The sequence below is a fragment of the Pseudomonas sp. BN102 genome, assembly GCF_029871245.1.
GTDB lineage: Bacteria > Pseudomonadota > Gammaproteobacteria > Pseudomonadales > Pseudomonadaceae > Metapseudomonas.
Genome location: NZ_SSON01000048.1, coordinates 64,851 through 81,549, shown reverse-complemented (window position 1 = coordinate 81,549; position 16,699 = coordinate 64,851). Strand labels below are relative to the sequence as shown.

The following is a 16,699-nucleotide window of genomic DNA, read 5'->3' as shown; positions in this document are numbered from 1 at the left end:
CGCCAGCGCGAACGAGTTCGTTCCCGCAAGCTGGGGCGCTTCAGTCGTGCTTCTCCGGTCCCGCGCTTGCCCGCAGCCAGCCCATCCGCAGGTGCAGCTGCGCCGCGAAGGCGCGGGCGGCCAGTTCTTCGTGGAAGGTCAGCGCGCGCCGGCCAAGGCGTACGCGCCAGAAGGTCCAGCCATCTTTCTCGAACGGTTCGATCCGTACTTCAGCCATGTTTCTCCAGATCACCCGTGCTCCGGGCCGGTTGGTTGCGCGTCTTCAACAAGGACAGGATCACGCCACCGGCAAGTAGGCCGAAGGTTACGCCAAGTGATACCAGGGCGGGAATCTTGCCAATGAAACCATGCAGGAAAATCTTGCCGCCGATGAAGATCAGCACCAGCGCCAGGGCGTACTTGAGGTAGACGAAACGGTGCATCAGCGCCGCCAGGGCGAAGTACAGGGAGCGCAGGCCGAGGATGGCGAAGATGTTCGAGGTGTAGACGATGAACGGGTCCTGGGTGATGGCGAAGATCGCCGGCACACTGTCCACGGCGAAGACCAGGTCGGCCAGTTCGATCAGCACCAGGGCGAGGAACAGCGGGGTGGCGTAGAGCAGGGCCTTGCCCTGGCCGGCCTGTTTCAGGCGCACGAAGAAGTGCGCGCCATGTAGTTCATCGGTGACCCGGATATGGCGGCGGACGAACTTCAGCACCGGGTTCTGCGACAGGTCCGGGTGTGCGTCTTCCCTGGCGAAGAGCATCTTCACGCCGGTGAACAGCAGGAAGGCGCCAAAGACGTAGAGGATCCAGTCGAACTCCTTCACCAGGGCACTGCCCACGCCGATCATGATGGCGCGCAGCACGACGACGCCGATGATGCCCCAGAACAGCACCCGGTGCTGGTAGCGGCGGGGGACGGCGAAGAAGCCGAAGATCATCGCCATGACGAAGACGTTGTCCATGGACAACGACTGCTCCACGAGGAAGCCCGTGTAGAACTCCAGGGCACTCTGCGCACCCAGCTGGAACCAGACCCAGATCCCGAACAGCACGCCGACGCTGAAGTAGCCGCTGTAGAGCAGCAGGCTTTCGCGCATCTCGATTTCATGCTGGTCACGGTGCAGCACCCCGAGGTCGAAGACCAGCAGGGCGAGGACTATGCCGATGAAGACGAGCCACAACCAGGTGGCGGTGCCGAGAAAGTCGGTGGAGAGAAATGCCTGTAGAGCTGCCATGCGCCCCTCCTTCTGTCGTCGTTGAACAGTGACTCCGACATGGCGGTTGGCAGCCGTCAGAGGGGCCCGGCGTCACAGGAAAAGCCTAGTCGCTCGTCGTACCGGTCTGGAACGAGGCCGCTGTAACAAAACTTTGCCCTTTGTAGGAAAATCCTATTATGCGAGTGAGAAGTAGATAGATGTACAAGTGCAAATAATTCTTATTTGTTAGTAATCTCCGCATCCGCCGTCAGATGCGATCCCGCCTGCACGGTCGCCAGGTGCCAGCCAAGGGCGCCTCACCCAGCCAAAAAGAAGAAAGCCAGTGGTTAGCCAGCCACCAAGCAGATAGACCATCCAAGGGGTTTGAGAGTGCAACAGCGAAATGCGTTCAACGCGGTCGAGACGGCTGGGGATGCCGTTGCCGAACGCCTCAAGCATCACCCGTTGTCCGTAGCGATCCTGGGGGTGACCCTGGCATTGCAGGCCGGCGTGCTGCCCGCCGACGAGCAGGAAAATGGCAATGGAACGCTGGAACTGGGGGCTACGGCCATCACCGACAACCGCCTGGGTGAAACCACCGAAGGCACGGGTTCCTACACCACCGGCTCGACGCGCACCGCCACCAAGCTGTCGCTGTCGCCTCGCGAGACTCCGCAATCGGTCAGTGTCATCACTCGTCAGCAGATGGATGACCAGGGCCTGACCAGTATTGTTGACGTATTGTCAAAGACTCCCGGCATTACCGCCAACAAGCTGGACAGCAGCCGGGTCGAATTCCGTTCGCGAGGCTTCGAGATCGACAACTTCCAGATCGATGGCATTCCGGCGGCGTTTCGCTTCGGCAACGGTATCGATCAGGCCGACATGGTGATCTACGATCACGTGGAAGTGCTGAAGGGCTCCACCGGTCTGCTCAGTGGCTTCGGCAGCCCTTCAGCCACCGTCAACCTGGTGCGCAAGCGTCCGACCAGGGAGCTTTCCGGCTATGTGTCCGCCAGTGCCGGCAGCTGGGACACCTACCGCAGCGAATTCGACATCGGCGGTTCGCTGACCCCGCAAGGCAACGTCCGTGGCCGCTTCGTCACCGCCTATGAAGATGGCCAGTCTTTCATGGACCACCTGTCCGAGAAAAAGCAGGTGTTCTACGGCATCCTCGAAACCGATATTACCGACGACACCCTGCTGAGCGCCGGCCTGAGCCGCCAGACCAACCGTCCGGATGGCTCCTCCTGGGGTTCCTCGACACCGCTGGTGGACAGCAACGGCAACGAGTTCACCTTGTCCCGTTCATTCAACCCGGGCACCAAGTGGAGCCAGTGGGACAACACCGCCGACAACGCCTTCGTGACCCTGGAGCAGCGCCTGGCCCATGACTGGGTGGTAAAGGCCTCCATCACCCGCACCGAGACCGACTCGCCCATCACCCTCGGCTCGGCCGCTAGCGGCAACCCGAATCCGGTGGATGGCACCGGCATGTTCATCTGGCGCGGCAAGTACCGCTACGAGACCACCCAGAACGCCTACGACCTCTATGCCAGCGGTCCCTTCCAGCTGCTCGGCCGCGAGCATGAGCTGGTGGTCGGCCTGTCGCACCGCGACATCGAATCCAACGAGACCAACTGGCCGTTCTTCTTCGACAGTGTGCCGACCATCAATGGCTGGACCGGCGACTTCCCCGAGCCGGACTGGGGCACCCCGGTGTCCAAGGTCGACACCGACCTGAAGGAAACCGCTGCCTACCTGACCGGTCGCTTCAAGCCCACCGATGACCTGTCGATCATTCTCGGCAGCCGGGTTTCCAACTGGCAGCTGGACAGCACCGGCACCGACCTCACTACCGGCCAGAGCGCCAAGCGGCAGGACCTGCAGGAAAATGGCGTGGTGGTGCCCTATGCCGGCGTGGTCTACGACCTCAACGACACCTACTCGGTCTATGCCAGCTACACCAGCATCTTCAAGCCCCACGAGAGCGAGCAGGATGCCAGTGGCAAGGCGATCGAGCCGGAAGAGGGCGACAGCTACGAGCTGGGCCTGAAGGCCGAATTCTTCGATGGCCGCCTGAATGCCAGCGCCGCCGTGTTCGAGGTCAAGCAGGACAACCTCGCGGAGGAGGACGGCTTCGACCCGGTGAGCAACAAGTCCATCTTCCGTGCCGTACAGAGCGCCAAGACCAAGGGCTTCGAACTCGAAGTGGCCGGCGAGCTGATGCCTGACTGGCAGGTCCAGGGCGGCTACACCCACCGCATCACCCGCGATGGCGACGACAACAAGATTTCCACCACCGAGCCCGAGGACATGTTCCGCCTGTCCACCAGCTACCGCCTGCCTGGCCAGTTCAATAAGCTGACCATCGGCGGCTCGGCCAGCTGGCAGAGCAAGATCTGGAAAGACGTGTGGAGTCCGGCGACCAATGCCAGCGACTTTGAGTACACCCAGGAGAGCTACTGGGTGCTGGATGCCATGGCCAAGTACCAGGTCACCGAGCAGGTGTCGGTTACCCTCAACGGCAACAACCTCACCGACGAGAAGTACTTCAGCAACCTGGGCTTCTATGAGGGTGGTTTCTACGGCGATCCGCGCAACTTCATGCTGACCACCCGCTTCGACTTCTGATGCGGCAAGGCCCCTCTCTCGATCCGGGGGAGGGGCCTTTCATGCGAGATTCTCAACCTGGCTGGCGGCAACGATCAATACACCCAGACCTCCACCCGGCGATTGCGAATCCGCCCTTCCTCGGCCGTGTTGGCCGCCACCGGCAGCTCATCGCCGAGGCCAGTGACCTCGCGCAGGGCCACGCCGCCCTTGGTCAGCTCGCGACGTACCGCCATGGCGCGCAGCTTGGACAACAGGGCGGCGCGCTTCGGGTCTTCCTTGGGATCGCCGAAGCCCACCAACACCACTTTCTGCTCCAGCTTATCGGTCTGCTTGAGGTAGTCCAGCACCCGCTGCACGTCGCGCAGGGCCTTGTTGTCGAGGTTGGCGTTGCCTTCCTGGAAGCGGAAGTTCACCGACAGGCGCTGGGCGCCGGCGGCCAGCTCGCGGTAGCTCGGCGGCATGTCCTGCTGCGCCTGGACCTTGATCGCCTGCACCTGCTGGGCGACGAAGCCAGTCTGGCCGACTATCGCCTGGCCACGCGGGCCCTGGGCGAACTGCACCAGGGCCTTGGCCCAGCGGTTCTGCTCGCCCGGCTTGATATAGAGGAAGAGCCGGCGTGACAGCGGGTAGTCCTCGGTGGCGATCAGGTCCGCGCTGGGCGCCATGGCCTGGGAGTCGCCGTCGGCGATGGCCAATGCGCGGGCCTGGTTGATCGAGGCCAGGCCGACGAAGCCGATGCCCTGCGGGTCGGCGCTGACGGCGGCGGACAGCTTGTCGTTGGATTCGAAGCGCTGGGCACCGGCGGCCAGGCTCTTGCCCTGTCGGGTCAGCACCAGTTCCTTGAAGGTGTCGTAGGTGCCGGACTGGTCATCGCGGGCGTAGAGGTGGATGGCGCCACCCTGGCCGCCGAGCTCTTCCCAGGTCTTCACCTCCCCGGCGAAAACCGCGGCCAGCTGCGCCGTGGTCAGGGCCTGCAGGGGATTGGCCGGGTGCTGGATGATGGCCAGGCCATCGATGGCGATCACCTGTTCGGCGTACTGGCTGCGCAGGTCGCCGAAGCCGGCCAGATCGTGGAACTCGGCGTCCTTGATCGGGCGCGAGGAGGCGGCCAGCTCGGCGCTGCCGTCCTTCAGTGCGGCAAAGCCGGTGGAGGAGCCATGCGCTGCCAGTTCAACTTGCACCTGCTTGCCCTGGGCATCGTGGCCGAGGATATGCACCTCGTTCTCCCGGTCGCCCGGCGTCTGGTGGATGGCGCGCAGGCCTTCCTCTTCCATCATCCCCTTGACCAGCGCTGGCCCCAGCTTGGCGCCTATGGTGTTGGAGCCCTGGATGCGCAGGACGGTGGCGGGTTCGGCGGCGAACACCGACCAGGGGAAGGCATAGCAGACGAAACCAAGCAGCAACATGCTGAGGGCACGGCCCCACAGATCCTTGTCGCTGACGGTCATGGCGCGCGGCATGGGCAGACACCTTGTTCGAGGGGGTGGAAGGAGTCGCGAGATTAAGTCAGTAGGGTGACGGAGATATGACAGAAAAGGCTCTGGCATGAGGTTTTGAGCTACGGCGGTGAAATTTCGCAGAAAGTGGATTGGCCGCTCCTACGGATCGATAAGCCCAGCCCTACAGCTCGGCAATCAGGGTCGGAGTAGGGTAGCCCGCTGCTGCAAGCATCCCCTCGGTGGTGCTTTCAGCCAGCGCTTGTGCGCATTCCCTTGAATCCTTGAATCCTTGAAGGAGTGTTGTGAATGAGTGGTTGGTTCGAGCTGCGCAAGAACACTGCAGGCACCTGGCGCCTGCGTTTGAAGGCGGCCGACGCGCAGACCCTGCTGGACAGCGGCGTTTATGAGAGCCGCAGCAAGGCGGAGGAGGCCATCGCCCTGTTCCGCGAGAACTGCGTGAATGGGGAGCGCTACGTGCGGCGCATCGATTCCAGCGGCAAGAATTACTTCAAGCTGCGTGCGGTCAACAAGGACGTCATCGTCCGGAGCCACCTCTATGATTCCGAGTCGAGCCTGCAGAATGGCATCGAGACCATCATGCAGGTTGGCGCGACGCAACAGGTGAAGGAAGCCTGAGTCAGGCAGCAATAGAAAAGGCCCATCATCGATGGGCCTTTTTCATGGGCGGATTCCGCAGCTGGGCGTTGGGTGGATCACGCTTCTCCGATCGACCGTCGGTGGCAGGCATGGCCCCGCTGGTGGATGCAAAAGGCGACATCCCCCTACGCAAGCATCCTCATGCCAGTTCCAGCCAGATCGGCGCATGGTCGGACGGTTTTTCCATGCCGCGCAAATCGTAGTCGATCCCCGCATCCTTGATCCGCGCCTGCAGCGGGCTGGTGGCCAGGATCACGTCGATGCGCAGGCCGCGCTTGGGGTTGTCCTCGAAGCCGCGGCTGCGGTAGTCGAACCAGCTGAAGCGATCGTTCACCTCGGGGTTGAGGTGGCGGAAGCTGTCCACTAGTCCCCAGCTCTTCAGGCGCGCCAGCCATTCGCGTTCTTCCGGCAGGAAGCTGCACTTGCCGGTCTTCAGCCAGCGCTTGCGGTTCTCTTCGCCGATGCCGATGTCGCAGTCTTCCGGCGAGATATTGATATCGCCCATCACCACCAGTGGTTGGCTCGGCTGGAACTGACTCTCCAACAGCCCTTGCAGGTCCGCGTAGAAGCGTTCCTTGGCCGGGAACTTGACCGGATGATCGCGGCTCTCGCCCTGGGGGAAGTAACCGTTCATCACGGTCACCGGGTTGCCCTGGGCATCGGCGAAGGTGCCGTAGATGAAACGGCGCTGGGAATCCTCGTCGTCAGCGGGGAGGCCCTTGACCAGCGACAGCGGCTCCTGGCGGGAGAGCAGGGCGACGCCATAGTGGCCTTTCTGCCCGTGATAGTGGACGTGGTAGCCGAGCTGGCGGATTTCCGCTTCCGGGAACTGGTCGTCGGAAACCTTGGTTTCCTGCAGGCCGATCACGTCCGGCTGGTGCTTGGCGATCAGCGCTTCGAGCTGGTGGGGACGCGCCCGCAGGCCATTGATATTGAAAGAAACGATCTTCATCGCTGAGCCTTCCTGGGAAAAAGCGGATGCTAGCCCATAGGCGCAATGCGGGCCAGTCGCGTGGCCGGGTGGAGGAACAGGTGCTAATTTCCCTTTTGGCCCGACAATCCCATAACAAATGAGGTGCCGCGAATGCCCGGTTACATCCCCAGCGCTCCGGTCGAGGTGCGCCAGCTGGACGGCGGCTACAGCCACGAAGCCCGCTCCCTGCTGTACCACGCGTACCGCCACGAGCCCACCTTCGCCTATCTGTTCGAGGCCGAACGCCCTGGATACGAGCAGCGGGTGCGCGCCACAGTGCGCGAACTGGTGCAGCAGCATTTCTTCCAGGAACTGCCGGCGATCGGCCTGCTGATCGAGGAACGGCTGGTGGGGATCGCCCTGATCGCCCCGCCGCAACGCCGCCTGGACATCACCGAAAGCTGGGGTTGGCGCCTGCGCATGCTGCTGACCACTGGCTTCCGCTGCACCCGCCGCTACCTCGACTACCACGACGCCGTGCTCGCCTGCCTGCCGCCTGGCCCGTACCACGTGCTGCCACTGCTGGGCGTCCACCCGGAGTTCCAGGGCCGCCACCTCGGTGAGAAGCTGCTGGAAGCGCTGCACAACTGGTGCGCCGAAGACGACGGCTCGCAAGGCGTGGTGCTGGATACCGGCAACGTCCGCTATCTCGACTTCTACAAGCGCCAGGGTTACGAGGAAGTGGGGGAGGTGGCGCTGGGGCCGGTGGTCGAGCATGTGTTGTTCCACCCCAATCCGCGGCCGGTGTTGCAGGCCAGCGGCTGACAGGCATTTCCGAAGGACGAGGCAGGTTGCCGTGGTAGCATTCCGCGCATGAATTTCTGCCAAGGATTGCGCGGGCCGCTGCTGGTGGCCCTGCTCTGCATAAGCAGTCTGGCGCTGGCCAAGTCCGCGCTGGACGTGGAGGTCGACCCTGCCAACGCGGCGCTGAAGGCCAATATCGAGGCCTACATCGGCGCTGTTGGCGATCGCAATGAAGAAGCCCTGCGACGTTTTCGGCGTGCCGCCGAGGAGCAGGCGCGCCTGGCCGCCCAAGCCCTGGGCTACTACCAGGCCGAGATCGACAGCCGCGTCGAAGGTGGCAAAGCCCCCTCCCTGCACCTGCTGGTGGTCCCCGGCGAACCCGTGCGGCTGCGCAACGTACAGGTGCGCATCGACGGCGAGGCCAGCGCGCACAAGGCGTTTCGCGTGCCCGAGAGCAAGGCGCTGAAACCCGGTGCCCAGCTCAATCACGGCGCCTACGAGGACGCCAAGAAACTGATCCAGAACCAGGCGCTGCGCTTCGGCTACTTCGACGGCCGATTCACCCGCCAGCGCCTGGATATCGACCCGCGCGCCGGCGTCGCCGATATCGAGTTGGTCTATGACAGCGGCCAGCGCTACCGCCTGGGCGCGGTCAGCTTTGATGGCGACACGCCATTCGACCCGGACCTGCTGGCGCGTCTGGTGCCTTTCCCGGCCAACACGCCATATGATTCCGACCAGGTCGCCAAACTGAGCCAGAACCTCCAGGCCAGCGGCTACTTCGACGAAGTGCGGGTCGATGCCAGCCCGGTGAAGGGCGCGGGCCTGCTGATACCAGTGAAGGTCCGGCTGGCGGCGGTCAAGCCGCGCACCGTGGGCCTGGGCATCGGTTTCTCCACCGACGTCGGCCCGCGCGCGCGGGCCAACTGGACGCGTCACTGGATCAACCCCCAGGGCCATCGCCTTGGCGCCGAGGCCGAGGTGTCTCCGGTGCGGCAGAACGTCGGCGCCTGGTACGAGATTCCCCTCGATCCGCCGCTCACCGACAGCCTGCGCTTCACCACTGGCCTTCAGCGCGAGAACCTGGTGGACGTCGAGAGTCGCCGCTTCACCCTCGGCGGGCAATGGCAGTCCAAGTTACCCAGCGACTGGCAGCGGATTGTGTCCCTGCGTTGGGAGCAGGAGACCTTCGACTTCGGCGACGGCAGCGACGACGGCCGCAGCAGCTTCCTGATCCCCGGCATCAGTTATGGCGTGACCCGCAGCGATAACAAGCTCGACCCGAACCGCGGCTACTCCCTGCTGTTCGACGTGCGCGGCGCCAAGGAGGGCATCCTATCCGATGCCGACTTCACCTACGCCAGCGCCCTGGCCAAGGGCCTCTATACCTTGCCCGGCGGCCACCGTCTGCTGGGGCGCGCCCAGGCCGGCGGCATCGCCACCACCGATTTCGACGCCATCCCGCCGTCGCTGCGCTTCTTCGCCGGCGGCGACCAGAGCGTGCGCGGCTACGACTACCAGACCCTGTCGCCGGAAGACAGCAACGGCAAGAAAGTGGGCGGCCGCTATCTCCTGGTGGGCAGCGCCGAGTACCAGTACCCGATCACCGACAAATGGCGTCTGGCCGCCTTCGTCGACCGCGGGAACGCCATGGACTCGCTCAATGCGGCGATGAAGACCGGCGCCGGCTTCGGCGTGCGCTGGGTCTCCCCGGTGGGGCCGATCCGCCTCGACCTGGCCAAGGCCCTGGACGATCCAGGCGGCTACCGCATTCACTTCTCCATGGGGCCTGAACTGTGAGGCGTGTGCTGAAGTTCGGCCTCTCGGGCCTGGCCATCGCCCTCGTCGGCCTGTTGGCGCTGCTGGCCATCCTGCTGTTCAGCGAGGCTGGCGGGCGCTGGCTGCTGGGACGAGTGCCGGGGCTGGAAGCGGAAGGCTTCGCCGGCCAGCTCGGCGGCCGCTGGAGCGCCAAACGCCTGGCCTGGAAGCAGGACGGCACCCGCCTGGAGCTGGGCGCACCGCTGCTGGACTGGTCGCCCGCCTGCCTGCTGCGCCGCACCCTGTGTATCGATGAGCTGGCCAGCGACAGCATCCGGCTCGACCTGCCCCCGTCAGAAGCCGAGGAGGGTGGCGGGCCCATCAGCCTGCCCGAGCTGCGCCTGCCCCTGGCCCTGGAACTGGGGAAAGTGCGCATCGGCCGCTTCCTCCTCGATGGCAACGACCAGCTGCAGCAGCTTGAACTGGTGGCGCACTGGCAAGCCGACGGCCTGCAACTGGAGCGCCTGAGCCTGCGCCGCGACAGCCTGACCCTGGAGCTGCAAGGCTCACTGCGGCCCGAGGGTGGCTGGCCCCTGGCCCTGCAAGGCAGTCTGCAACTGCCCGCACCGGGAGATGTGCCATGGAAGCTGGCACTCAAGGCGAATGGCGACCTGCAGGGCGTGCTCAAGGTCCAGGCCGACAGCAGCGGCTATCTCGCCGGGCGCCTGGATGGCGAGCTGCGCCCGCTGGCGGAAAACCTCCCGGCCAGCGCCCGCTTGCGCGCCGATGGCTTCAAGGCCAGCGCCGACCTGCCGGCTACCCTGACCCTCAACCAGGTGGAGTTGACTGCCAAGGGCGACCTCAAGGATGGCTATGCCGTGCAGGGCAGCGCCAGCCTGCCGGGCGAGGAGGGTGCGATAGCCCTGGCCCTTGCCGGCCGGGTGGATGCCAAGGGGGCGGACATCCAGCAGCTGCAGCTCACCGGCGAACCCCAGCAAATCCTGGCGCTACAGGGCCGCGTCGACTGGCAGCAGGCCCTGGCCATTGACGGTCGCCTGCAATGGCGCGACTTCCCCTGGCAGCGGCTGTTGCCGCAGGAGCAATCGCCGCCGGTGAAGCTGCACCAGCTGGACGCCGAGGTGCGCTACGCCGAATCCCGCTACGACGGCAAGTTCGACGCCAGCCTCAAGGGACCGGCCGGCGACTTCAATCTGGGCAGCCCGGTGGCCGGCGACCTGGCCAGCGTCACCCTCGCTGACCTGCAGCTCAAGGCTGGGCAGGGCAGGGCCCAGGGCCAGGTGAAGATCGACTTCGCCAATGGCGTCGGCTGGGACAGCCAACTGGCCCTGAGCGAACTGGACCCGTCCTACTGGCTGGCAGAACTGCCGGGCAAGCTGGCCGGCCAACTGCAATCCCGGGGTGCCTGGCGCGAGCAGCGCCTGGAGCTGAATGCCGACCTTGACCTCAAAGGCCAGCTGCGTGGCCAACCTGCGGTGCTTCAGGCCAAGGCTGAAGGCGCCGGTGAGCGCTGGGACCTGAATACCCTGCAAGTGCGCCTGGGGGACAACCGCATAGAAGGCCAGGCGCGCCTGGACCAGAAACTCAGCGGCCGCCTGGACCTCGCCCTGAATCGCCTCGGCCAGCTCTGGCCGAAACTCTTCGGCAAGCTCCAGGGCCGCCTCGACCTCGCCGGCACCCTGCAGGCGCCGCAAGGCAAGCTGGCCTTGACCGGCGAACGCCTGGGGCAGGCCGACAATCGTCTCGACCGCCTGAAGCTGGACGCACAGTTGGACGCCGCCCAGCGTGGCCGCGTGCAACTGCTGGTGGACGGTCTGGCCTCCGGCGACAACGAATTCGGCACCCTCACCGCCGATGGTTCCGGCGACCGGGTGCGCCAGCAGCTGGAGCTCAATCTCGAGGGACCGATGCTGGACCTGCTGCTGGCCGTCGACGGCAAGCTCGACGGTGCGAACTGGCGCGGCCGCCTCGCCCGCGGGGAGGTCCAGGCCAGCGGCCAGGACTGGCACCTGGAGGCCCCGGCGCGGCTGGAGCGCCTGGCCGATGGCAAGCTGAACTTCGGCGCCCACTGCTGGCGTTCCGGGCCTGCCAGCCTCTGTGGCGGCGAGCAGCTCCTGATGCCGGAACCCAAGCTGGACTACCGCCTGCGCGATTTCCCCCTGGCCAGCCTGGCGCGCTGGCTGCCGGAGGATTTCGCCTGGCAGGGCGAACTCAATGCCGACCTCAAGCTCGACCTGCCCGCCAGCGGGCCCAACGGCCAGATCACCCTGGACGCTGGCAGCGGCGTATTGCGCCTGAAGGAAGAGGATCACTGGGTCGATTTCCCCTACCAGCGCCTGCTGCTGGCAAGCACCCTGCGTCCACAACGAATCGACAGCCAGTTGAGTTTCCAGGGCCAGGGGCTGGGTCAACTGCAGATGGACGCGCGGATCGACCCGCGCCCGGCGCAGAAGCCGCTTTCCGGACAGTTCCGCCTGGACGGCCTGGACCTCGCCGTGCTGCGGCCTTTCGTGCCCAAGGTGGAACAGCTGGAAGGTCGCCTGCAGGGCGCCGGCAGCCTGGGCGGCACGCTGCTTGCGCCCTATGTGCTGGGTAACCTGAAGCTTCGCGACGGCCGCATCGGCGGCGGTGAGCTGCCGATGAGTTTCGAGGCCCTCGGCCTCGATGCGCGCATCGCCGGCGAAAGCCTGGAGGTTAGCGGCCAGTGGCGCAGTGGCGAGCAGGGGCAGGGCAGCCTGTCCGGTAGCCTGGCCTGGGCTCGCGGCCTCGACCTCGACCTGGCTCTGCGCGGCTCGCGCCTGCCGGTGGTGGTGGAGCCCTACGCCAACCTGGAGGTGGAACCGGACCTGCGCATCGGCCTGGCCGGCGAGCGTCTGGCGGTAACCGGCAAGGTGCTGGTGCCGCGCGGCAAGATCAAGGTCCGCGAACTGCCGCCCCAGGCGATCAAGGTCTCGCCGGACGCCCGGGTGGTGGGCGAGCAGCAGGCGGAACAGCAGCCGCTGCAGATGGACATGGACGTGGACGTGGAAGTCGGCCAGGAGCGCCTGCAGTTCTCCGGCTTCGGCCTGACGGCGGACCTCCAGGGCCACCTTAAGGTGGGCGATAACCTCACTGGGCGGGGCGAACTGGTGCTGAAGAACGGCCGCTACCGCGCCTATGGCCAGCGCCTCGACCTGCGCCGCGCGCGGCTGCTGTTCGCCGGGCCCCTGGAACAGCCCTACCTGGACGTGGAAGCGATCCGCACCGTCGGCGATGTCACCGCCGGCCTGCGCCTCAATGGCCGCGCCGATGAGCCCACCACCGAGGTCTTTTCCAACCCGGCCATGAGCCAGGAGCAGGCGCTGTCCTACCTCATCCTTGGCCGCCCGCTGAGCAGCAGCGGCGATGGCAACGCCGTGGGCCAGGCGGCCCTGGCCATGGGCCTGTCGGGCAGCGCGTCGGTGGCCAGCGAACTGGCCCAGCGCCTCGGTCTCAAGGACCTGCAACTGGACGACGGCGGCGCCACCGGGCAGATCACCGAGCGCCTGAGCATCCGCTATGGCCTCGGCGTGCTCGAGCCCACCAGCGTCGTGGCCCTGCGCTACGAGCTGACCAAGCGCCTCTACCTGGAAGCCGCCAGCGGCCTGGCCAGCTCCCTGGACCTGTTCTACAAGCGGGATTTCTGAAGATCAGGCTCATCTGGATTTCAACCTGTAGGGGCGAATGAATTCGCCCCTACAGAGAGCTGGCTGTGCTGCACAAGGTGGATGAGCTAGCATCCCCGCACGTATCCATTCGGTCGTATCTGACTCTGGAGTCAGGACTTTTTCCGCGGCACATGCTTAACTCTGCGTTCTGATACAACCCCACCTGAAACAAGGACACATGCAATGGCTCAAGTAACCCTCAAGGGCAACCCGATCAACGTCGACGGCCAGCTGCCGCAGAAAGGCCAGCAAGCACCGGCCTTCAGCCTGGTCGGCAGTGATCTGTCCGACGTGACCCTGGCCAGCCTGAGCGGCAAGCGCAAAGTGCTCAACATCTTCCCGAGCATCGACACCCCGACCTGCGCCACCTCCGTGCGCAAGTTCAACGTCGAAGCCAGCAAGCTGCCCAACACTGTGGTGCTGTGCATCTCCGCCGACCTGCCGTTCGCCCAGAAGCGCTTCTGCGGCGCCGAAGGCCTGGACAACGTAGTGAACCTGTCCACCATGCGCGGCGCCTCCTTCCTCAAGGACTACGGCGTAGCCATCGCCAACGGCCCGCTGGCCGGCGTCGCCGCCCGCGCCGTGGTGGTGCTGGACGAGAACGACAAGGTGCTGCACAGCGAGCTGGTGGCCGAGATCGCCAACGAGCCTGACTACGCGGCGGCCGTCGCTGCCCTGTAAGGGATGGCGTGATGAAGAAGGGAGGCCAGTGGCCTCCCTTTTTTTGTGCCCGTCGCACTCGGATTCCCCGTAGGTTGTGGCCAAGCGCAGCGCGGCCCAACGTCAGGTGTCCGGCCGGTGCGTCGTCGTGTCGGGCTTTGTCGAGCTCAGCGGAGCGCCGCCCGGCCCAACCTACAGGGTCAGCTTCAACCGACCGACCAGCGCCCCCGGCAGCAGCGCCGACCAGGTCTGGCGCTCGCCGTAGGTGCTGCTGGACAGCCGCAGCTGGCGCTCCTGGGTCAGGGCTTCGAGTTGGTCGCCGAGGACGCTGTAGAGGCTGTCGTCGAAGCGCATGGTGTCCACCGGCGCCTGGATCTGGCCGTCCTCCACCCAGAAGGTAGCGAAGCGGGTCATGCCGGTCATGCGCGCGGCAGGCAGGTCGGACCAGTTCAGGTACCAGAGGTTGCCGATATAGAGACCGGTGCCCAGGCGCTCCAGTACGGCGTCCAGGGGCAGGGTGCCGGGGCCCATGACCAGGGACTGGGTCGCTTCGTTGGCATCGGCGCAATTGGCCTCCAGGCCGTATTCGCGGGCGCTGCGCGGGTAGACCAACTGGCCGGTCAGGCGGCCGTCGCGGACCAGGGCCACATCACTGCGCGGCGCGCCTTCCGGGCCGAAGGCTGGGGCCAGGGCGCCGGCCACCTGTTCGTCCAGGTTGAGCAGCGGGCTGAGATGGGCACTGCCGTCCTGGAGGCGTTGCAGCGGGCTTTCCTTGTCGGCCAGGGCACGGGCGGAGAAGCCGGTCCAGGAGAGCATGCCGAGGATCTCGTCGAGGGCCGCCGGCGCCAGGTAGGCGCGGTAGTCGCCGGGGTGCAGGTGGCGCAGCGGCTTGCCCAGGTGTTCCAGCTGCTGGCGGGCGCCGGCAAAGCGGCTGGCGAACTCGGAGGCGTCCCAGCGGGCGCCGGCATAGTCGGCCTTCACCGCTTGTTGATTGGCGTGGAACAGGCTCCAGTCGAAATTGAAGCAGTGCGCGGCGTGCCAGCCGAAGGCGCCGAAGCTGTTGGCGAAGCCCCGATAGAGCGGGCCGGCAGCGTAGATGCCGACGAGATCGAGGCCAGCTGCCGCGGCATCTATTTCCGCCAGCACCGTGGCGCAGTCGGGTAGGGCGGCCTCGTCTACCGAACGCCGGTGCCAGGCCGAGCGCTCCAGCTGCAGGTAAGGGTCGGGGGGCAGCTGGCCGACGACCAGGCGCAGCTGCACCAGGCCTTCGGCCAGGTTCCGGCGGTCGCAGTCGAGGTCGCCGGAGAGGGTGATGGCGATCTCCGCGCTGCGCTCGTCGCGGATCAGCCGCAGGCGTCCGGTGGCCTGGCTGACATGGCCGGCCTGGCGCACCTGGGCGCGGTTGAGGCGGATGAACTCGGACTCCTCGGCGCTGTACCAGAGGCTGAAGTCCTCGCCTGCCTGCAGGCTGGCGCCGAGGCTGTCGGCGAGGGCGGTGAAGCGGGATTCTGCGTCGGCCATCACTGGGCTCCTCCAAAGACTTCCACCTGTCTGAAGACGCATGCCGGCGAGGCATGGCCCACGCGTACCACTTGGTTGGGCTCGCCCTTGCCGCAGAAGGGCGTCCCGTGGACTTCGAAGGTACTGGCGTCGCCCACGGCGGCGAGGCTGCGCCAGAAGTGCGCGGAAACGCCCCGGTAATTGGGGTTCTTCACCACGCCCCGGAGCTCGCCGTCCTCGATCAGTCGGCCCCATTCGCAGCCGAACTGGAACTTGTTGCGCGCATCGTCGATGGACCAGGACCTGTTGGTGCTCATCAGCACGCCGCGTTCAATGCCGCCGATCAGCTGCGCCAGGGTCTGGTCGCCCGGTTCCAGGTTGAGGTTGGCCATGCGGTCGATGGGCGCGCGGTTCCAGCTGCTGGCGCGGCTGTTGGCCACCCCCGGCAGGCCACTGCGCAGCTGCGACAGGGCGCCACCTAGCGGCCGCAGCAACAGGCCGCCCTGGATCAGCATTTCCTTGCGTGCCGGCATGCCATCGTCATCGTGGCTGTAGCTGGCCAACTCTTCGGCGATGCCGGGGTCGAAGCTGATGTTCAGAAGCTCGGAGCCGTATTGGTAGCGGCCGAAGTCCTCGAGGCCGATGAAACTGGTGCCGGCGTAGTTGCGTTCGTCGCCGAGGATGCGGTCCAGCTCCAGCGGATGGCCGATGGATTCGTGGATCTGCAGCATCATCTGGTCCGGCATCAACAGCAGGTCGGTCGTGCCGCTCGGGGTGTTGGGTGCCAGCAGCAGCTGCAGCGCCTCGTCGGCCACCCGCGCGGCGGCGCCCTGGAAGCCCAGGCGCTGGAGCACTTCGCCGCCGCCCTGCTGGCCGCTGCCGTAGCCGCCGAAGCTGCGAGTCTGGCTGTCGCTGCCGTCGAAGGCGGTGGCGCTGATGCCGGGGTAGGTGAAGCGCAGGTCCTGCCATTGCTCAGCGCCTGCGCTGTTGAGGTAGAGCTGCTCGAAGCGCTGGCAGTCCAGGTAGAGGCTCCAGTTGACCAGGCGCGGGTCGGTGGGAATGCGCGCGGACTCCTCCGCCAGCAGGTCGAAGCGTTCGGCGAGCCCGGGGAAGGGTGCATCCAGCCCCGGCGACTGGTAGCGCGCGCCGTCCCGGGGCGGCTCCAGGCGGCTTTGCTCCACCAGGGCATGGCGGGCGATCTGACGGGCCAGTTCCTCGGCCCGCTCCAGTGCCCGCTGCAGGCCGGCCGGGCTGAGATCGGCGGTGGCGGCATAGGCTTCGACGCCGGCCAGGCGCACACTGAGCATGGCGCCCATGTCCCGGGTGAGGAACGGTGGCTCGGCGACGCCGCGGCGCAGCATGGCCTGCTCCGCGGTCTGGCGGACAACGCGCAACGAGTGGAACTCGGCGCGGGTGGTGAGGGCGGCAAAGCGCTGCCGGATACCTTCGAACACGGAACTCTCCCTG

12 protein-coding genes are annotated in these 16,699 nt (G+C 66.0%); 6 read left to right on the top strand and 6 right to left on the bottom strand.

Features of this window, described 5'->3' with window-relative positions:
* Positions 1-40: 40 nt before the first annotated feature.
* Together E8F12_RS09410 and E8F12_RS09405 are read right to left on the bottom strand one after the other, a co-directional pair.
* A complete protein-coding gene (locus E8F12_RS09410) occupies positions 41-217 on the bottom strand; it encodes a hypothetical protein (RefSeq protein WP_280324973.1) in 177 nt (58 codons plus the stop codon).
* Positions 210-1,220: a TerC family protein gene (locus tag E8F12_RS09405; RefSeq protein ID WP_280324972.1), complete on the bottom strand. Its 1,011-nt coding sequence runs from the start codon at positions 1,218-1,220 to the stop codon at positions 210-212. Before E8F12_RS09405 ends, E8F12_RS09410 begins: the two co-directional genes overlap by 8 nt.
* 351 nt (positions 1,221-1,571) lie before the next feature.
* Here E8F12_RS09405 and E8F12_RS09400 point away from each other — a divergent pair, with 351 nt between their 5' ends.
* A complete protein-coding gene (locus tag E8F12_RS09400) occupies positions 1,572-3,815 on the top strand; it encodes a TonB-dependent siderophore receptor (protein ID WP_280324971.1) in 2,244 nt (747 codons plus the stop codon).
* Positions 3,816-3,889: 74 nt separating this feature from the next.
* Here E8F12_RS09400 and E8F12_RS09395 read toward each other — a convergent pair whose 3' ends face one another.
* Positions 3,890-5,257, bottom strand: coding sequence for a phosphate ABC transporter substrate-binding/OmpA family protein (locus E8F12_RS09395; protein WP_280324970.1), 1,368 nt, complete (start codon positions 5,255-5,257; stop codon positions 3,890-3,892).
* A gap of 285 nt (positions 5,258-5,542) precedes the next feature.
* Here E8F12_RS09395 and E8F12_RS09390 point away from each other — a divergent pair, with 285 nt between their 5' ends.
* The gene (locus E8F12_RS09390) at positions 5,543-5,872 is read left to right on the top strand and encodes a YegP family protein (protein ID WP_280324969.1); all 330 of its coding nucleotides are present in this window, start codon (positions 5,543-5,545) and stop codon (positions 5,870-5,872) included.
* Positions 5,873-6,032: 160 nt separating this feature from the next.
* On the opposite strand, the gene xthA is transcribed toward E8F12_RS09390, so the two are convergent.
* Positions 6,033-6,845 (bottom strand): exodeoxyribonuclease III, encoded by an 813-nt coding sequence (gene xthA, locus E8F12_RS09385; RefSeq protein WP_280290510.1) that lies wholly within the window; start codon positions 6,843-6,845, stop codon positions 6,033-6,035.
* A 132-nt stretch (positions 6,846-6,977) separates the two neighbouring features.
* On the opposite strand from xthA, the gene E8F12_RS09380 reads away from it, so the two are divergent.
* From E8F12_RS09380 to tpx, 4 genes are all read left to right on the top strand, one after another.
* Entirely contained in the window at positions 6,978-7,631 is a 654-nt protein-coding gene (locus E8F12_RS09380) for a GNAT family N-acetyltransferase (protein WP_280324968.1), read from the top strand.
* 48 nt (positions 7,632-7,679) lie between these two features.
* Positions 7,680-9,410: an autotransporter assembly complex family protein gene (locus E8F12_RS09375; RefSeq protein WP_280324967.1), complete on the top strand. Its 1,731-nt coding sequence runs from the start codon at positions 7,680-7,682 to the stop codon at positions 9,408-9,410.
* On the top strand, positions 9,407-13,051 hold the full coding sequence (locus E8F12_RS09370; RefSeq protein ID WP_280324966.1) for a translocation/assembly module TamB domain-containing protein: 3,645 nt from the start codon (positions 9,407-9,409) through the stop codon (positions 13,049-13,051). The genes E8F12_RS09375 and E8F12_RS09370 overlap by 4 nt, the downstream gene beginning before the upstream one ends.
* Before the next feature lie 204 nt (positions 13,052-13,255).
* The gene (tpx, locus tag E8F12_RS09365; protein ID WP_280324965.1) at positions 13,256-13,753 is read left to right on the top strand and encodes a thiol peroxidase; all 498 of its coding nucleotides are present in this window, start codon (positions 13,256-13,258) and stop codon (positions 13,751-13,753) included.
* Positions 13,754-13,924: 171 nt separating this feature from the next.
* Here the strand turns inward: tpx and E8F12_RS09360 are convergent, their stop codons facing one another.
* Both E8F12_RS09360 and E8F12_RS09355 read right to left on the bottom strand, forming a co-directional pair.
* On the bottom strand, positions 13,925-15,253 hold the full coding sequence (locus E8F12_RS09360; RefSeq protein WP_280324964.1) for a TldD/PmbA family protein: 1,329 nt from the start codon (positions 15,251-15,253) through the stop codon (positions 13,925-13,927).
* Positions 15,253-16,686, bottom strand: coding sequence for a TldD/PmbA family protein (locus E8F12_RS09355; RefSeq protein WP_280324963.1), 1,434 nt, complete (start codon positions 16,684-16,686; stop codon positions 15,253-15,255). Before E8F12_RS09355 ends, E8F12_RS09360 begins: the two co-directional genes overlap by 1 nt.
* Positions 16,687-16,699 lie beyond the last annotated feature (13 nt).